The 15,554-nt window shown below is 54.1% G+C and carries 20 protein-coding genes; 13 read left to right on the forward strand and 7 right to left on the reverse strand.

Going from position 1 to position 15,554, the window contains the following annotated elements:
- Nucleotides 1-8 precede the first annotated feature (8 nt).
- From IEW12_RS12765 to pyrF, 4 genes are all read right to left on the reverse strand, one after another.
- Nucleotides 9-971, reverse strand: coding sequence for a TAXI family TRAP transporter solute-binding subunit (locus tag IEW12_RS12765; protein ID WP_229751079.1), 963 nt, complete (start codon nt 969-971; stop codon nt 9-11).
- Nucleotides 972-1,128: 157 nt separating this feature from the next.
- Nucleotides 1,129-1,545 (reverse strand): hypothetical protein, encoded by a 417-nt coding sequence (locus tag IEW12_RS12770; RefSeq protein WP_188566400.1) that lies wholly within the window; start codon nt 1,543-1,545, stop codon nt 1,129-1,131.
- 132 nt (nt 1,546-1,677) lie between these two features.
- Entirely contained in the window at nt 1,678-2,667 is a 990-nt protein-coding gene (locus IEW12_RS12775; protein WP_188566401.1) for a substrate-binding periplasmic protein, read from the reverse strand.
- Between the two features lie 25 nt (nt 2,668-2,692).
- Nucleotides 2,693-3,511, reverse strand: coding sequence for an orotidine-5'-phosphate decarboxylase (gene pyrF, locus IEW12_RS12780; RefSeq protein ID WP_188566402.1), 819 nt, complete (start codon nt 3,509-3,511; stop codon nt 2,693-2,695).
- Nucleotides 3,512-3,775: 264 nt separating this feature from the next.
- Between pyrF and IEW12_RS12785 the strand changes: the two genes are divergently transcribed.
- The 3 genes from IEW12_RS12785 to lhpI all read left to right on the forward strand — a co-directional run bounded on the left by IEW12_RS12785 (nt 3,776) and on the right by lhpI (nt 6,050).
- Nucleotides 3,776-4,258: a MarR family winged helix-turn-helix transcriptional regulator gene (locus IEW12_RS12785; protein ID WP_229751080.1), complete on the forward strand. Its 483-nt coding sequence runs from the start codon at nt 3,776-3,778 to the stop codon at nt 4,256-4,258.
- A gap of 247 nt (nt 4,259-4,505) precedes the next feature.
- Complete coding sequence (locus IEW12_RS12790) at nt 4,506-4,925, forward strand: organic hydroperoxide resistance protein (protein WP_188566403.1); 420 nt, start codon at nt 4,506-4,508, stop codon at nt 4,923-4,925.
- Nucleotides 4,926-5,090: 165 nt separating this feature from the next.
- Nucleotides 5,091-6,050 carry a bifunctional Delta(1)-pyrroline-2-carboxylate/Delta(1)-piperideine-2-carboxylate reductase gene (lhpI, locus tag IEW12_RS12795; RefSeq protein ID WP_188566404.1) on the forward strand — a complete coding sequence of 320 codons (960 nt, stop codon included), beginning with the start codon at nt 5,091-5,093 and terminating at the stop codon, nt 6,048-6,050.
- 84 nt (nt 6,051-6,134) lie between these two features.
- Here lhpI and IEW12_RS12800 read toward each other — a convergent pair whose 3' ends face one another.
- Complete coding sequence (locus IEW12_RS12800) at nt 6,135-7,610, reverse strand: catalase (protein ID WP_188566405.1); 1,476 nt, start codon at nt 7,608-7,610, stop codon at nt 6,135-6,137.
- Between the two features lie 206 nt (nt 7,611-7,816).
- Nucleotides 7,817-8,422 carry a LysE/ArgO family amino acid transporter gene (locus IEW12_RS12805; protein WP_188566406.1) on the reverse strand — a complete coding sequence of 202 codons (606 nt, stop codon included), beginning with the start codon at nt 8,420-8,422 and terminating at the stop codon, nt 7,817-7,819.
- 162 nt (nt 8,423-8,584) lie between these two features.
- Here IEW12_RS12805 and IEW12_RS12810 point away from each other — a divergent pair, with 162 nt between their 5' ends.
- From IEW12_RS12810 to IEW12_RS12855, 10 genes are all read left to right on the forward strand, one after another.
- Entirely contained in the window at nt 8,585-9,481 is an 897-nt protein-coding gene (locus tag IEW12_RS12810) for a LysR family transcriptional regulator ArgP (protein WP_188566407.1), read from the forward strand.
- A 144-nt stretch (nt 9,482-9,625) separates the two neighbouring features.
- Nucleotides 9,626-10,093 carry a hypothetical protein gene (locus tag IEW12_RS12815; RefSeq protein ID WP_229751081.1) on the forward strand — a complete coding sequence of 156 codons (468 nt, stop codon included), beginning with the start codon at nt 9,626-9,628 and terminating at the stop codon, nt 10,091-10,093.
- A gap of 98 nt (nt 10,094-10,191) precedes the next feature.
- A complete protein-coding gene (locus tag IEW12_RS12820) occupies nt 10,192-10,647 on the forward strand; it encodes a DUF5990 family protein (protein ID WP_188566409.1) in 456 nt (151 codons plus the stop codon).
- Between the two features lie 50 nt (nt 10,648-10,697).
- Nucleotides 10,698-11,087 carry a DUF7674 family protein gene (locus tag IEW12_RS12825; protein WP_188566410.1) on the forward strand — a complete coding sequence of 130 codons (390 nt, stop codon included), beginning with the start codon at nt 10,698-10,700 and terminating at the stop codon, nt 11,085-11,087.
- 101 nt (nt 11,088-11,188) lie between these two features.
- Nucleotides 11,189-11,515, forward strand: a complete 327-nt coding sequence (locus IEW12_RS12830) for a hypothetical protein (protein ID WP_188566411.1) — start codon at nt 11,189-11,191, stop codon at nt 11,513-11,515.
- Between the two features lie 417 nt (nt 11,516-11,932).
- Entirely contained in the window at nt 11,933-12,346 is a 414-nt protein-coding gene (locus tag IEW12_RS12835) for a DUF6678 family protein (protein WP_188566412.1), read from the forward strand.
- 60 nt (nt 12,347-12,406) lie between these two features.
- Entirely contained in the window at nt 12,407-12,745 is a 339-nt protein-coding gene (locus IEW12_RS12840; protein ID WP_188566413.1) for a DUF2489 domain-containing protein, read from the forward strand.
- 204 nt (nt 12,746-12,949) lie between these two features.
- Complete coding sequence (locus IEW12_RS12845) at nt 12,950-13,432, forward strand: hypothetical protein (protein ID WP_188566414.1); 483 nt, start codon at nt 12,950-12,952, stop codon at nt 13,430-13,432.
- Nucleotides 13,433-13,523: 91 nt separating this feature from the next.
- Complete coding sequence (locus tag IEW12_RS12850; protein WP_188566415.1) at nt 13,524-13,907, forward strand: hypothetical protein; 384 nt, start codon at nt 13,524-13,526, stop codon at nt 13,905-13,907.
- A gap of 302 nt (nt 13,908-14,209) precedes the next feature.
- Nucleotides 14,210-14,845: a class I SAM-dependent methyltransferase gene (locus IEW12_RS12855; RefSeq protein ID WP_188566416.1), complete on the forward strand. Its 636-nt coding sequence runs from the start codon at nt 14,210-14,212 to the stop codon at nt 14,843-14,845.
- Nucleotides 14,846-14,915: 70 nt separating this feature from the next.
- Here the strand turns inward: IEW12_RS12855 and IEW12_RS12860 are convergent, their stop codons facing one another.
- Nucleotides 14,916-15,440 carry a hypothetical protein gene (locus IEW12_RS12860; protein ID WP_188566417.1) on the reverse strand — a complete coding sequence of 175 codons (525 nt, stop codon included), beginning with the start codon at nt 15,438-15,440 and terminating at the stop codon, nt 14,916-14,918.
- Between the last annotated feature and the right edge of the window lie 114 nt (nt 15,441-15,554).

Below are 15,554 nucleotides of genomic sequence, written 5' to 3' on the forward strand. Positions count from 1 at the left end.
TAGCGATTTTACTTCACACCGATTTCACGCAGGTATTTCAGCGTGCCGGGATGCAGCAGCTTCGCATCGCTGACAGCCCTTGCCGTGTTGGCTGCGGTAGTCTCCTGCGCTTGCGGCAGGATGACTGCGATATTCTTTTCGCCTAGGTGCAGCGCGCGGGTGAAGCGGTAAGCGGCCTCATCCGGCAAATCCGGCCGCGCCATGATGAAACTCCAGGAACCGAGGGAATTGAGTGCCACGGCCTGCCCCCTGAAGCTATTCGCCGGCAAGACCAGGCGTTTCAGGAAGGTATGCTTGCCGGCTATCAGCGCAATCTCTTTCTCGTCAGGCACGATAAAGCGGCCGCCGGCAGGTGCATTCATCACCGCGCCAAAGCCGGGCCAACTGCTGCCACCGCCCCACAGCGCCGCCACGCGGCCATCGGCCACCATCGCCGGGCCATCACCGGCACGCTCCAGGTATACCGCCTGGAAATCCTTGTCCATGTCCAGCCCCAGGCCATCCAGCACATAGCGCGCCAGGATCACCAGGCCCGAACCTTTGGCACCGAAAGCCACAGGCTTGCCGCGCAGATCGGCGATGCTGTGATAAGGGCTGTCTGCGCGCACAACAAACATGCCGGGCGTGGAATACATCGCCGCAACGATCTTCAAATTGGCAGGCGCCCGCCCTATTCCCTGCAGTGCCTCATACGCCGCTTCGCCCTGCACCAGCGCAATATCGAGCTTGCCAGCTTCCAGCAAGGGAATATTTTCGGTGCTGCCCTTGGTATTGCGCGCCTCTATCGTCAACTGAGTATCAGTCACCGCCACCGTACGCACCACCGCATCGCCAAACATGGGAAAGCCGCCGCCGGGCGTGGCTGTGCCCATTACGATGTGGATGTTGTCTGCGGCGGCAACGGGAACGGCTGGCAGGCATATTGCAAGCGCCACGCTGATGGGCAGGACGGATTTAAGGAATTTCATCATGGGGATTTCGCTCTTTCTCTCCAGGCGCTATGCCAATAGAAGCATGCTAACGCGAAATCCAAATTCTTGTGCCGCGGAATAAGCGAGGGCTATTTCCTGTTCAATGCAGCATGACGTCCTCAACGAACTTTGCTCGGGCCGGATAAGTGCGCGGATTTCAATGCCAGCTCCAGGTGCCCTCTTCCGTCTTTATCCAGCCCAGTGCAATGACTACCAACAGAATTCCCAGCGCGATGTGGGCGATTTTCCAATAGCGTTCGGTATGCACGGTTTCTCCGGCACGCTCTATGCTGACGCAGCTCTTGAGCAGCCGGGATGATTTGACTGTTACCGCATCACCGTCATTGAGCCTGGAATAGGTGGCATAGCCGACCGAGCAGGAATCAAGGCCGCCGTCGGTAAATTTCAGGTGATAGGCGGTATCGCAGGTCGGACCTGTGTTGCCGCTGATCCTGGAGGTGGTGGTGCTGTGGCCGTCGACGTGCAGGGCCTGTGTGGTAAAGGGAAGGCCGGCATCGGCCAGAAAGGCCAGGCCGGCGACAGCCATCGCGATACGCAGCAGTAGTTTCAGCATGGCGCTCCCCTCTCATCCAAACCCATGCGGCGGGAAATACGAAAGACGATATTTTGCTATGTTGACACAATTAAATTATCAAAACAACATTATATTGAATTGAGCCAGTGCTGCGGTCGTGTGTTTTCGCTTCTAAGGCTTGGTGCTCATACGCGGACGTATGCTGTCCTTCATTGCGTCTGGCTGGTCGTAGCGGCGGATGGCGGCCCACAGGGCTCCGGATTTGGCGATGTGCTCAAACAATTGCTGCAATGCCGCCTTGTCTTCCGCGCCGAGTGCAGATCGATTGGAGATATAAATGCCGCTGTCTATCCAGGGCAGATCATCCAGCACTTCATAACGCAGTTTTTTATGCATGGGCTGCAGCCTGCTGTCCATCTGCACTACGCCGGTAAAAATAGCAGAGGTCATGATGGTGACATCGGCCACGCCGGCCGCAAGCAGGCGGCCAACGGAGACAGGATCGGCCTCCAGCAGCAAGCGGTTCTGCTTCTTCAGTTCATTCAGGGTTATCTGGTAGGTGTCCCCATAGTCGTACCCGCGCACCAGGGCGACTTTCAGCTCACGGTGGTCCAACAGGTCTTGCAGGTTATGCAGCGCGGGGCGGGCGGAGTCCAGAGAGATCATCGTGGCCCGAACAGAGATCATGGGCACGAAGCTGCCGGCTTCGTCACGCTGCTGCAAGCGGGTCGCGGGCAGCAGCAGATCGGCCTGCCCGGCCTGGAACATCAGTTCCTGCCGCGCACGCGGAACAGAGGTAAATACGAAGCTGCAGCCCTCCTTTTTCCCCTCTGTGCGCAGTACATCGACATAAGCGCCGCTGAACTGGTCTTTGTTTTGATCTTTACCGGGATCCTTGCTCGAATCTTTAATGATGATGACGGCAGTACCAGTGGGAGAAACAGGGACGGTGATAGGCCGGGAGCATTCGGCATTTGCAACCGAGGCCACGCCAAACAGCAGGGCCGAGAATGCGGCCGTTGCGAACGGGGCCAGAGCACCCACGCGCTTTCCGCTGCCCACCTTTCGGCCAGACTTGCGCTCAACGACAGATGCGCCGCCGGCAACTTCAGTCCGGCAATGTCGGGCAAGTTTTGTCATCAGAGACAGGCGCTTTTTCATGCAGGCGGTATCCGGAAAACGCGGATCAGCGGCAGGCGTTGATGGCGTTTCTGGTTTCTTCCGCCACGCGTCGTGCTGCCTGCGCGTGCGTTTCGCCAGCGGCGGGTTGGGCATACAGGATGGCGCGTGAAGAATTGATCATCATGCCTGTGCCTGCAGCAGTACGGCCTGCCTGCACGGTGGAGGCGATATCGCCACCCTGCGCGCCTATGCCGGGGATCAGCAAAGGCATATCGCCAACGATCTGGCGCACTTGCGCAATCTCGTTAGGGAAAGTGGCGCCGACGACCAGCGCGCACTGGCCATTGGTATTCCATTTTTCTGCCACCAGTTTGGCGACGTGCTGGTACAGCGGCTTGCCACCCACATCCAGGAACTGCAGGTCGGACCCGCCGACATTGGATGTGCGGCACAGCACGATCGCGCCACGGTCTTTCCATTCCATATAAGGCGCAACAGAATCAGAGCCCATGTAGGGGCTGATGGTAACTGCATCTGCCTGGTAGCGTTCATAAGCTTCACGCGCATATTGCTCTGCCGTGGCGCCGATATCGCCGCGCTTGGAATCCAGCACGATGGGGATGTTCGGGTAAGTCGTCTTGATATAGGTGCAGATGGCTTCCAGTTGGTCTTCCGCGCGCAGTGCCGCGAAATAGGCAATCTGCGGCTTGAAGGAACAGGCCAGGTCGGCGGTGGCATCGATGATGGATTTGCAGAAAGCGAAAATGGCATCCGGCTGCTGGGCTATTTCTGCGGGGAAGCGGGATACGTCAGGATCCAGGCCTACGCAGAGGAGAGAGTTGTTGGTCGCCCAGGCGGCAGAAAGTTTTTCGATAAATGTCATTGATTGCCTTTTTACTAATATTATTACGCAAGACCATAGCCTCGCTATAGCCTCCATTATAGCCTTTGGCCCCTGCCAAACGGATGCCTCGCTGCCATTAGAGGACGGAAACTAAGCCGTTTTTTGATAAATCGCCACTCTTTTGCATCCCGGCGGACAAGCAAAGCAGAGCGGGGGTATCATTCAGGAATTCAATTAAATTAACAAAGCGCTTCGGCTCATTGAGCCTAAGGCGACTTGTTTGCGATCCCTTAAGCCCGGCCCATGAAAAAAACACCTGCCCTAGCCCCTGCTGCCGATTTCGATATGCAGGCACTGGACAACCAGTTTTGCTTTGCACTGTATTCGGCATCGCTGGCATTGACCAAGACCTACAAACCGCTACTGGAAAAGATAGGCCTGACCTATCCGCAATACCTTGTCATGCTGGTGTTATGGAAACAGGACAATATACTGGTCAAGGACATAGGCGAAGCGCTATTCCTGGATTCCGGCACGCTGACGCCTTTGCTGAAACGGCTGGAAAGCGCCGGCATCATTGTCCGCACCCGCGACCAGCAGGATGAGCGGCAGGTCAGGATCACGCTGACGCCGCAAGGCAAAAACCTGAAGAAGGCGGCCAAGGAAATTCCTGCGCAGATACTGTGCGCGAGCGGCCAGACCAAGGATACATTGATCAGCCTGCGTACGCAGCTGTCGGAGATCAGGGATGAATTGACGGAGCACAACGAGGAAAGCAGTTCTTAAAAAGGCGTAGGCATCGTTCTATTGGCGATTGTTTCAGCCCTTGAAAAACAGATTTTACAAAACTAAATTGCACACAATCTATTTTGAATCTATAATTCTTTCATCGGCACTCAAATGCCGCTTTTGTCAGAGGCTGCTGTGAAATTAGCCTGGCCTGCGCCCACAAGGCGCAAATGGCTGGATACAGCAAACCCGCCGGGATAATTTCACAACGGCCTCTTCACCTTAGTCCAAATAGGAGAACACCATGCAAGTACTTTACACAGCGACAGCAACAGCAACCGGTGGCCGCGACGGCCGTGCAGTTTCCAGCGACAACCAGTTGTCCGTCAAACTGACAACACCAAAAGAACTGGGCGGCGGTGGCGGCGAAGGCACTAATCCAGAGCAAATGTTTGCAGCCGGCTATTCCGCCTGCTTCATCGGTGCAATGAAATTTGTTGCCGCTGCAACTAAAGTGACATTGCCTGCAGACACAGCGATTACCGGCCAAGTCGGCATCGGCCCAAATGACAAAGGCGGTTTCGGCCTGACCGTGGCATTGAGCGTGAATGTGCCAGGCATGGACAAGGCAGAAGTCCAGGCTTTGGTAGACAAGGCTCACCAGGTTTGCCCTTACTCCAATGCGACACGCGGCAACATCGACGTAAAAATCACAGTGCAATAATTACTTGCCTGCTGCGGTCCGAGTGGCCGCAATGCTGAAAAAGCCACCGTCCGGTTCATACCTGCGGTGGCTTTTTTGTTTTTGCATGCCAACGATCAAGCCTTGCTACAATGACCTAACCCCTACCCCACACTCCACACCACGGATATTCCAGGCGAACCGACCATGATCCCGCATATCAGCAAAGAGCAAGTCCGCCAGGCATTACCCTACCCCACCCTGATCCAGGCTTTGCGCGTAGCATTTACTTCAGGCATTTCTGCACCGCAAAGGCATGTGCACACCGTATCTGAAGACCCGGTATCTACCTTGCTGCTGATGCCAGTCTGGCAGCCTGGTGCGAATATGGGCGTCAAGCTGGTGACAGTGGCGCCGCAAAACCAGGGCTTGCCATCGGTGCACGCCATTTTTGTGTTGTTTGATACCGTCACCGGTGCACCGCTGGCGCTGATGGATGGGGAGGAGCTGACGGCAAGACGTACCGCCGCCGCATCGGCGCTGGCATCCAGCCATATCTCGCGCACCGACAGCAAGCGATTGCTGATGGTGGGCACCGGCAGCCTGGTGCCCTACCTGGCGGCAGCGCATTGCACCGCGCGGGACATCAGCGAAGTGGAAATCTGGGGCCGCTCGCCGGACAAGGCCCGGCTGTGCATGGACAACATCAAGGCGCAGGCGCTATTGCCGCCGCATATCAAACTCAGCGTTACCGGCGATCTGGAAATAAGCTGCCGGCAGGCCGATATCATCAGTTGCGCCACCACCAGCACCAAGCCTATCGTGCCCGGTGCCTGGGTGGGGCCTGGCACGCATGTGGATCTGGTGGGCGGTTTCAAACCGACCATGCGCGAAGTGAATGATGCCTTGATGGCCAAGGCCACCATTTTCGTCGATACCTTTCCTGGCGCGCTGAAGGAAGCAGGCGATATCACGCAGCCGCTGGCCAATGGCAACATAGAATGCGAATCCATCGTCGCCGATCTGGCCGATCTGGCGGGCGGCATTCACAGGGGGCGTAGCGATGATGAAGAAATCACCGTGTTCAAATCGGTAGGCACTGCGCTGGAAGATCTGTGCGCAGCCAATCTGGTGTGGGCGCAATATCAGGCCACCCAGGCCACGTAAAATAAGCAAAACCCGGCCCGGCATCCTGCAAAGTAATCAAACAGGATACCGGGCCGGAGAACGGCAATAGCGCAAATAGCGCAATTACTTGTTATTCAGCTTGGCCCTGACAGCCGCACCGTAAGCCGGATCTGCCTTGTCAAAATGCGCTAGCTGACGCTGTTTGATCTCATCCGGCACGCTGCGCATTGCGCCGGCGATATTGCTGGTCAGCCTGTCTTTTTCATCGGCAGGCAGCAGGCGGAACAGGTTGCCCGCCTGGCTGTAATCGTCTTCCTGGCCGCGGCCGTCAAAACGCCCCGTTGTACCTTCCAGTGCCCAGCCTGCATCACCATTGCCGAATCCGCTATTGGCCACGCCTGCACTTTCTACCGTTGCATAGTTTTGCTGGCGGCCGAAACCGGATGCCGCCATTGCACCATCACGCTGCTGATGGTTGACCGGGCAGCGCGGACGGTTCACCGGCAATTGCTGGTGATTGGTGCCCACGCGGTACAGTTGCGCATCGTGGTAGCCGAACAGGCGCGCCTGCAGCATGCGGTCTGGCGAGAAGCCCAAGCCGGGCACGATATTGGCCGGCGACAGGGCGACCTGCTCCACCTCTTCAAAATAATTTTCCGGATTGCGGTTCAGCTCCAGCACGCCGACCGGGATGCGCGGGAAATCCTTGTGCGGCCAGACCTTGGTCAAGTCAAACGGGTTCCAGCCTGTACGCTCGTCCCAGGCCTGCGCCTCGTCCTCGCGCATCACCTGGATATATACATTCCATTTGGGGAAATCACCGCGCTGTATCGCATCAAATAGATCGCGCTGCGCATAGTCCGGATCTTCTCCCCCCAGGCGCACCGCATCGGCGGGCAACAGGTTCTTGATGCCTTGCTGCGTCTTCAGATGCCATTTAACCCAAACTCGTTCACCAGCTTCATTGATCAGGCTGAAGGTGTGGCTGCCGAAGCCATCCATATGGCGGTATCCATCCGGCGTGCCACGGTCGCTGAACAGCATCGTTACCTGGTGCAGCGACTCCGGCGCCTTGCTCCAGAAATCCCACATCATCGTCGGCGATTTCAGGTTGCTGTGCGGATCGCGCTTTTGCGTGTGGATAAAATCAGGGAACTTGATGCCGTCCTTGATGAAAAACATCGGTGTGTTATTGCCGACCAGATCCCAGTTGCCCTGCTCGGTATAAAAACGCAGCGCAAAGCCGCGCGGATCACGCTCGGTATCGGCCGAACCTCGCTCACCGCCCACGGTGGAAAAGCGCAGGAAGGTTTCGGTCTGCTTGCCTATGCTGCTGAACAGCCTGGCCTTGGTGTATTGGCTGATGTCATGCGTGACGGTAAAGGTGCCGTATGCGCCGGAGCCTTTGGCATGCACCACGCGCTCCGGGATGCGCTCGCGGTTGAAGTGCTGCAGCTTCTCTATCAGGTGAAAATCTTGCAGCAGCACCGGGCCGCGCGGGCCGGCGGTGATGCTGTTCTGGTTATCGGCGACGGGGCTGCCGGAGGCAGTGGTCAAAGTGCTTGCTGATTCGGCGGGGCGGTTCTGCTTGCTGTCCATGGTGGCTCCTTGGGTTGGCTGAGGGGTACAGAACCTGCAAGACAGCCCACGCAACTCAAAGGAAAACAAAGCGAAGCGTGATCTGCAAGACAAGTTCTTAACGGCCCGACCATATTATTGTTTTCTATCGAATTACTAAAATTGATTGTTTTTATCAATGCGATAGCGAATGCCAACTAGCCAAAGAGGACAAAACCTGTGTTTGCCTAAAGAAGCAGCAGGCTCACCGCCAGTAACAGCATAATCACGCCAACCAGCCCATCCAGCAGGCGCCACGCGATCGGCTTGGCAAACAGGGGCGACAACAGGCGAGCGCCAAAGCCCAGCGCACAAAACCACAGCACCGCATTGGTGACTGCGCCAACGGCGAACCACCATTTGCCCTGCCCCGGCTGCTGCCCGCCTATAGCGCCCAGCAAAACGACCGTATCCAGATACACATGCGGATTGAGCAGCGTAACGGCCAGCACCGACAGCAAGGCCTGCTGCGTGGTCAGCAATACCGCCCTGTCGCCGGTTTCCAGCCTGTGCTCGGACAAGGCAGAACGCCACGCACGCAAGCCATACCAGGTGAGGAAGGCGGCACCACCCCAGCGCGCCAATGTCAGCAAGACCGGTTGCCCCTGGATCAGGCTGCCCATACCGGCGATGCCGGAACTGATCAGCACCGCTTCACACAGGATGCAGACCAGTACCGTCAGGCCGACATGCTGGCGGCGCAGCCCCATGCGCAACACATGCGCGTTTTGCGAGCCTATCGCCATGACCAGCCCGGCACTCATGCCCAGGCCTTTGAAAAAAAATGACAACATGACAGCTCCTTCGCATTTCTTGAGAATTTGACGTATTCTGTTGCCGATGCAGCCAAATATGAAGCAAAATTAAAATAATAGACACTTCATTAAAATTACTTAATAAGCGACTGAAAAAGCATTTCAAGTGAAGTACGCGAAGTGGACTGAACAAGGCAAGCTATGAATCTGGATTCACGACAATGCGCCGCCTTGCTGGCGGTGATAGACAGCGGCAGCTTTGAGCAGGCTGCGGCGCTGTTGCACCTGACGCCCTCTGCGGTATCGCAGCGGGTGCGCGCACTGGAAATTGAACTCGGCAGCCCCTTGCTGGTGCGCAGCCGCCCTTGCCGCGCGACCCACGCCGGCCAGCGCCTGCTGCAGCATCTGCGCAGGGTGCAGTTGCTGGAGCGGGATCTGCAGGCAGATTTTTCCGGCGAACAGGCAGATTACCTGAGCATCTCGGTGGCAGTGAATGCAGACAGCCTCGCCAGTTGGTTCCTGCCTGCGGTGGCGGATTTTCTGCTGACCGAGCAAGTGCTGCTGGATGTGAACCTGGATGACCAGGACCATACGCATGCGCTGCTGGAGGCAGGCCTGGCCCTGGGCTGTATTTCTACCGAGCCGCACGCGATGCGTGGATGCAGTGCGGAGCGCCTGGGTATCATGCGCTACCGCTGCCTGGGATCGCCAGCCTTCCAGCAACGCTGGTTTGCCAAGGGCATGCAGCGCAGCAGCGCGCAAAAGGCGCCGGTAGTCATCTTCAACCGCAAGGACAAGCTGCAATCGGGCTATCTGCAACAGCATTTCGGCATACTGGAAAACAGCTACCCCTGCCACTATGTGCCCGCGTCTGAACCCTTCATGCACGCGATCGCATTGGGCATGGGCTGGGGCATGGTGCCGGAGCTGATGCTGCACACCCTGCCCAGCTACATCGCCCCCGGCGCAGTAATAGACCTCGCGCCCGACCGCCCGCTGGATATGGACCTGTACTGGCATAGCTGGAAAGTGCAATCACCGCGCATGCAAAAACTGACGCAGACGCTGACGCAGGCTGCGCGGAAGGTGCTGCTTTGAGAAGGCAAAGGGAAGTGCCTTTGAGTGTAGTATGTTTAAATCCATCTGACAACAGCTGTCAGAAGAGTTAGAGTCTTCATAGATTGCTCGTAGCTGCGGACAATCGTTTCGAAAACATAAAATTAATTGCCCATGAATCTAATTTTGGAAAAAACCAACCAGGTGCGTTTTTTGACAAATATGAAAGAGGTATTTGTAGCCGCGCAAATCGTTGTTCAGGATTACGATTGGTATATTAGCGACATCGAAACTAATTTCACTCCCGAAGGATTTTCTCAGGAGGATCAATGGATGCGCGGTGAAGACCTCGCGTTTCTAATCCAAGAGTACGACCTCCAGTTTATTTGGGCAGTCTTTAGCGCTGTGCCAAAAGGATTGCGCTTGTCGGTATCCAACGTGCCGTACGTAGACGGAAATCCAGATTATTGGAACGGCAAAGACCCAGGCCCTCAATTGGACGGAGCCTTATTTGAAATTGCTTGTTGGGATAGTAGCGCAACAATACTCATCAATCTTCCAGAGCAAGCCGAGCGCTCATTCATTAGCAATTATTCAGACACTCGACTGCTGAGTGAGGCTAATGCAACTAGACAAGCTGAATCTCTGCTTTGATCTGCCGCAGCCAATAACTAGCAGTCATACTTCCCTCGTCGATTGCCAATTTTATAAGTCAGTGCCATTATCTATCCTTTGTTAGCCACATTGACCGTATGTCTAACCAAACGCTAATTAAAATGGATTCAGTATCTCTCAAGCTAATCTACGACGGCAACGGACCATTGAAATGGAGCCGAAAACCGGGAACCTTCGGAATGCAGGACAAGGCGGGGCACCTGGATTTGGGCACCTCAGCCCCTGACGGAACAGTTCTTTTCGACCTGACCTTGCAAGTGAAACCCGGAAAATCAGGCGCGCCTGTCTTGCTCGGGTCATTCGCACATGGTCCACCTGATGGGCGATTTCTATACCTGGCTTGGTGCGAGGCGCAAGGAGCACTTGTCCAGCGCCTAAAGCTCCCACTGGGCGGCATTAGCTGGGATGATATACGCAATGCGTCTGACCAACAGAAGCCATTGCTTGGGGTGCTAGTTGACCATCACCCTCGATTGACTTCAACTGGAGAAAATATCGGTGGAAGCCGCCCTATTTCTTGGGTGCTGATTTGAATGGATGCTAATTTGAACGACAGATGCTGGCCACGGCTAGCTCATACCACATGATTAATCAAGCTGACGTTATACCTATTCTTCTTGAGGCTTGCCCTACATTCGAAAATACGTGGCAAGAACATGTGCAAGATTATGGTGAAGATTTGCTTTACGTGGCAGCGGGAGCATTCGCCAGGCATTTATTGGGCCTTAAAAATGAAGGAGACCTATCCTGCCTCCCGTCAGTCGGAGCTGCAATTGAGCGATTTCATCAGGAAGGCTCCCCTTGGGTCAAAGAGTTTGCAACTATCGGTCTTCTTGAAGGGATACAAAACGTTTGGTCCCATCAAGAGTCGGATGGTGAGTATTTCAGTCGCTACTTAGGCGAAGAAAGCATGAGATGGTGGCAAAGCCTGAATACTTTTTGGTCGGGCGAGAAAACGCACGTTTCCTTATGACTCGCTGAAGAAAAACGGACTACCCAAAGTGGCCGAAAAACGGCCACAAAGGGTCGTTCGCATAGGTTTTTCATTATTTCGTAATTTGAGGTATCAACAGTATGACGCTCCCCCGCAACATCAACGTTGAAATTAAATTTTTTACCTCTGAAGACGGTGGACGATCGTCGCCGATGAATCTAAGCGAGGGTAAATATCGTCCGCATCTCAGAGTAAATGGTGGCGAATATCTTGGAGTGGCATTTGTTGATGGCCCGGTTGAGCCTGTGGCACCGGGATGGTCTGGGTCCGCTATTGCTACTCTTCTCTATGAACCAAACGTCGACTATTCGGCATTGAAACCAGGGGCCTCCTTCGAAGTATTGGAAGGTGCCAGGATCGTAGCCGTAGGAAATGTACAGAATCAAGAGCAGAATGAAGATCTGTAGCACCAAGCATTTGAGGCGGAAAGTGGCCTACTGCGGGCAATCAATAAAGTTATCAATTTCCGGTAGGTAGATACTAGTTTAAGGACGCTATATGTTGGAAATACCAACACTAGTCGAGCCACTCTTTCGAGCAGCTGGTTGGCAGGGAGCAAAGATAGAAGCACTGACAGACGTACACAACGTTTCAGCTCACGCCATCGCAAGCAGCATAATTGATGCATTCCCGCGCTTAACTTCAACCGGAGAAAATATCGGCGGCAACCGCCCTACTTCTTGGGTGCTGCTTTGAATGACATGCCGGCCATGAACAGTCATTCGAGTGCACTCTGAACAGAATGCAATGCAAGTAACTTAACGTGACCAAAATAATGAAAATTGAACTACCAGCCCCAGACGCACATAGTGTGGAGTTACCCATTGAATGCGGCTCTTATGTACGATGAGGATATTCACAAGCAGCAAGTTAAGGCAGAGTTGGCAAGGCGAGGTCTCGGCTCGTATATGAATACTACGAAATGGCGAGAGTTTCTTATCGAGATAAATAAGCTACCCTTTCCGCCGCCTTACCAGAGAAAAGATGTCTTGCATCCTGAACCGGAGCCAAACAATTTTGACGCGGATGTTTGGTATCTCGGAGATTGGGAAGAAGGAATTCATCCTTTTTTTTCTATCGAATGGATTCGAATACGCCCGAGATACTTAAAGCATGTGGGACAGTTGCTCCCCAAGGTATCGGTTGATTGTGGCACCGAACTTGAGCGAGCATTGCAAATAATTAAGCAGCCCTATGAAAAGTTCGAGGATTCAATTTGGGTTTACGGCTATAGATAACTGCCGATACAGGTCGGCCTGCAGCAGACATTCATCAATGAGCGAAAAACGGCACATTTTATGCACGAAAAAATGAATCATGAGGACTACGTCCAATCGGTACACGGCCAGATCGTGAAAACTGCAATGGCAATGCAAAGCGGCGAAATGAGTTACCTTCTGGGGGCAAGGAAACTTGATGCTCTCCGACACGAAGCCTCGGTAAAAAACGACGATGAAGATTTTATGGTGTTCGTTGCCATTGCCTCCGATACCGATGACTTTCCTCTCGGCACGGTCCGAGAGTATTGGGACAAAGACGCGCTAGCCAAACTCCAGCCCGAAATTGACGCTGCCGAAACCTGGGCGAGGGAACACTCGGAGCATATATGCGCCAAACTAATCCGGCGCTTTAGCTAACGGCCAAGAGCTGCCTTAAAATAAATAACGAAGAAAACATGGAAGCTAAATCTGTAGCTGACATTGAATGCCCATGGGTTGAACCCTACGATACTTTAGTCCTCATATGACATAACTCGTCAGCTTGTTGGAGCGAAGTAGCTCAGACGGGGAGATTTCAGCCAAGAACAGAAACCTATTAATCGAACTGGCATTCTTACACCCATGAATTCAGAAGACTACAAATTCAGTATTGTCCGCCAACTTGACGCAGCCGAGCTCGAATCTCTGCGGGCTGACAATCTACCGAACTTACTAACGCTGAACGCGCGATACAGCCCGCACATTGATGTAGAAAACGCTTTTCCAATTACTCCAATCTACATTGACTTCTTAAGAACCCAGTGGCGGCTAGACCGGGAATTCGGTCGCGCAGAGGAGGACGTGGCAATATCGGGATTGGGCTTTGGCTTTGGAATTCTTCTCGGCGCATGTACTCAGTTGAAATGGTGTATCGCAAGCGACGCGATAGGTAATTTTTTAACTATGGCACGGACAAAACCAGCGGCGGTTTCGGTACCTCCATTCACCTATGTGGCAAAAAGGCAGGACATCGAAAATGCGGAAGTATTTCGTCACTTCTTTGAACAGGTTTCAGCGGACTGGCTTGGTTTCGAACGTCCATCAAATTGGCTGCTCGATCAATAGAGGGCATCAGGTCAATAGGCACTTAACAGCCAGAAGCTGCCGTTAAACTAATTGACCCGATTTACATATTTGACCTCAAGGACTCCGGCCAATGACTTTTCCTTTAAAGCGTCTACTTGCCTTTATGCCAGGGGGCATTCTTGCTACATATTCTCAAATTGTGATTGACGATGAAGATAAGAATAGGCTGGTGCTGATTGCAGATGGATGGCCGACCATTTTTGATAAACCAACTCAGCTTGTTTTTTATTCTGGCAGGCCGGCCGCTACATTTTCGTCGATAGAATCCATTGATGTCGCGCATTTTATTAATGGTAAACGCGTTGAGTGGTGGACCCTCAGCCTTAGTCTGCGTGGAGGGAGGAAACTTGCGGTAGGACGCTCGATAGATGGTGTGGAGGCTTCCATTGCCGCGGCACACGCTGCGACAATCACAGGCAAGAAAGTGCGTGCTTTTGAGAGGGTTGGGTTCTGATGGAATATTCGTTGAAGCCACAGTAATTAGGGTGCAATAGCAAAGCGTATTACAACGATTTTTATGAAAAAACGAATTGTTTGAGTTTGACGAAACCGCAAAGTTGCGGGAGTAGATAGATTGGCAGTGAATTAAGCGGTGCAATACGCTTTGCTATTGCACCCTACGATACTGGCTGAGTTGAAACCAGTGATCTCCTAGCAGACTAAGCTACCGCTTTGGTGGGGAGCCCGCTGGTCAACCGACACATTCTACCGGCTTGAATTTGCACTATGACACTTAACATCAACCTGGATTAAAGCATGACAAACAACAAAGAACCCGGCACTGAGCTGGACAGCATTACCGCCGCCACGCTGGATAATTACAACCGCACCGCGCAGTCTTTCCGCGAAGGTACGCGTGACCATGATGTGAGCCAGAATGTCGCGGCGCTGCTGCGCCACATCCAGGTAGAAGCACCGTTCACGCTGCTGGATTTTGGCTGTGGGCCGGGGCGCGACCTGAAGACCTTTTCGGGCATGGGCCATATTGCGATAGGCCTGGATGGTTCGGAACAATTTGCGGAAATGGCGCGCGCCGATACTGGTTGTGAAGTATGGCAGCAGGATTTTTTAAAGCTGGATCTGCCTGCTGACAAGTTCGACGGCATTTTTGCCAACGCATCGCTGCAGCATGTGCCCAGCAGCGAACTGCCGCGCGTATTGAAGGAGTTGTACGCCAGCCTGAAACCCGGCGGTGTGCTGTTCTGCTCTCTGCCGCGCGGGAATAATATGGAGGGCTGGAGCCGCGAGCGCTATAGCGTATTCCACGACAAGACCATGTGGTGGGCGTATATGCAACAGGCCGGGTTTAGTGAGCTGGAGCATTACTACAGGCCCGAAGGCATGCCGCGTGAGCAGCAGCCCTGGCTGGCCAGTGCGTGGAGAAAGGTTTAATCTCAAAAAAACGGCGCCATGCATTTGCATCGCGCCGTCCTTGTTGCATCACGTAAAGCCAGCAGCTTTCTTAGTGATCGCGTCCATGGTGGTCATCATGGCCCCTGCGGTCGTCATGATCCCTGTCGTAATCTCTACCGTGATCCCTGCCATGGTCTCTACCGTGATCCCGGTCACGATCCCAGCCGCGTCCTGGAGGAGGTCCGCCGTGCCAGCCTGGTCCACCGTGGCCTTCCGGGCCGTGCCAATGTTCACGATAGCGTGGCACGTACACATTACGGTACCAGCGTTCTTGCACAAAATACACCGGTTGGCCGCAAGCGCCGTATTGCGAGCAATACCTGCGCCAGTTACGCTGATGCGCTACCGGCACATACAGATACATAGGTTCACGCACAACACCAACGGGTGGGCCGTAAATAACGGTAGGACGGGTATATACGACTTGCGGGCCGGGAACAGCGCCGATATCAACCCGGCCATACAGGCCAGGCTGCGCAAAATTGAGGGAGACGCCGACGTCAGTGGCGAAACTGGAAGCGCTGGCAGCGGTAAGGGCTGCTGCCAGGGCTGTTGCAAATAGTATTTTTTTCATCGGATACACTCATTAAGCTTGTACAGGTGAGTATACAACGACAAGTGAGCATATCCGATGACTGCTATTACATCTTGTTACTCGTTTAACACTCTGGTGCGAGGCTAGGAATTA

Source organism: Parundibacterium terreum (assembly GCF_014636315.1).
GTDB classification, from domain to species: domain Bacteria; phylum Pseudomonadota; class Gammaproteobacteria; order Burkholderiales; family Burkholderiaceae_D; genus Undibacterium; species Undibacterium terreum.

What these genes read in the sequence shown, in the direction of transcription:
- IEW12_RS12860 (WP_188566417.1), bottom strand. Translation starts at nt 15,440, where the DNA reads ATGAAAAAAATACTATTTGCAACAGCCCTGGCAGCAGCCCTTACCGCT.
- IEW12_RS12790 (WP_188566403.1), top strand. Translation starts at nt 4,506, where the DNA reads ATGCAAGTACTTTACACAGCGACAGCAACAGCAACCGGTGGCCGCGAC.
- IEW12_RS12775 (WP_188566401.1), bottom strand. Translation starts at nt 2,667, where the DNA reads ATGAAAAAGCGCCTGTCTCTGATGACAAAACTTGCCCGACATTGCCGG.
- pyrF (WP_188566402.1), bottom strand. Translation starts at nt 3,511, where the DNA reads ATGACATTTATCGAAAAACTTTCTGCCGCCTGGGCGACCAACAACTCT.
- IEW12_RS12830 (WP_188566411.1), top strand. Translation starts at nt 11,189, where the DNA reads ATGACGCTCCCCCGCAACATCAACGTTGAAATTAAATTTTTTACCTCT.
- IEW12_RS12765 (WP_229751079.1), bottom strand. Translation starts at nt 971, where the DNA reads ATGATGAAATTCCTTAAATCCGTCCTGCCCATCAGCGTGGCGCTTGCA.
- IEW12_RS12855 (WP_188566416.1), top strand. Translation starts at nt 14,210, where the DNA reads ATGACAAACAACAAAGAACCCGGCACTGAGCTGGACAGCATTACCGCC.
- IEW12_RS12820 (WP_188566409.1), top strand. Translation starts at nt 10,192, where the DNA reads ATGTCTAACCAAACGCTAATTAAAATGGATTCAGTATCTCTCAAGCTA.
- IEW12_RS12785 (WP_229751080.1), top strand. Translation starts at nt 3,776, where the DNA reads ATGAAAAAAACACCTGCCCTAGCCCCTGCTGCCGATTTCGATATGCAG.
- IEW12_RS12850 (WP_188566415.1), top strand. Translation starts at nt 13,524, where the DNA reads ATGACTTTTCCTTTAAAGCGTCTACTTGCCTTTATGCCAGGGGGCATT.
- IEW12_RS12810 (WP_188566407.1), top strand. Translation starts at nt 8,585, where the DNA reads ATGAATCTGGATTCACGACAATGCGCCGCCTTGCTGGCGGTGATAGAC.
- IEW12_RS12845 (WP_188566414.1), top strand. Translation starts at nt 12,950, where the DNA reads ATGAATTCAGAAGACTACAAATTCAGTATTGTCCGCCAACTTGACGCA.
- lhpI (WP_188566404.1), top strand. Translation starts at nt 5,091, where the DNA reads ATGATCCCGCATATCAGCAAAGAGCAAGTCCGCCAGGCATTACCCTAC.
- IEW12_RS12840 (WP_188566413.1), top strand. Translation starts at nt 12,407, where the DNA reads ATGCACGAAAAAATGAATCATGAGGACTACGTCCAATCGGTACACGGC.
- IEW12_RS12825 (WP_188566410.1), top strand. Translation starts at nt 10,698, where the DNA reads ATGATTAATCAAGCTGACGTTATACCTATTCTTCTTGAGGCTTGCCCT.
- IEW12_RS12800 (WP_188566405.1), bottom strand. Translation starts at nt 7,610, where the DNA reads ATGGACAGCAAGCAGAACCGCCCCGCCGAATCAGCAAGCACTTTGACC.
- IEW12_RS12770 (WP_188566400.1), bottom strand. Translation starts at nt 1,545, where the DNA reads ATGCTGAAACTACTGCTGCGTATCGCGATGGCTGTCGCCGGCCTGGCC.
- IEW12_RS12805 (WP_188566406.1), bottom strand. Translation starts at nt 8,422, where the DNA reads ATGTTGTCATTTTTTTTCAAAGGCCTGGGCATGAGTGCCGGGCTGGTC.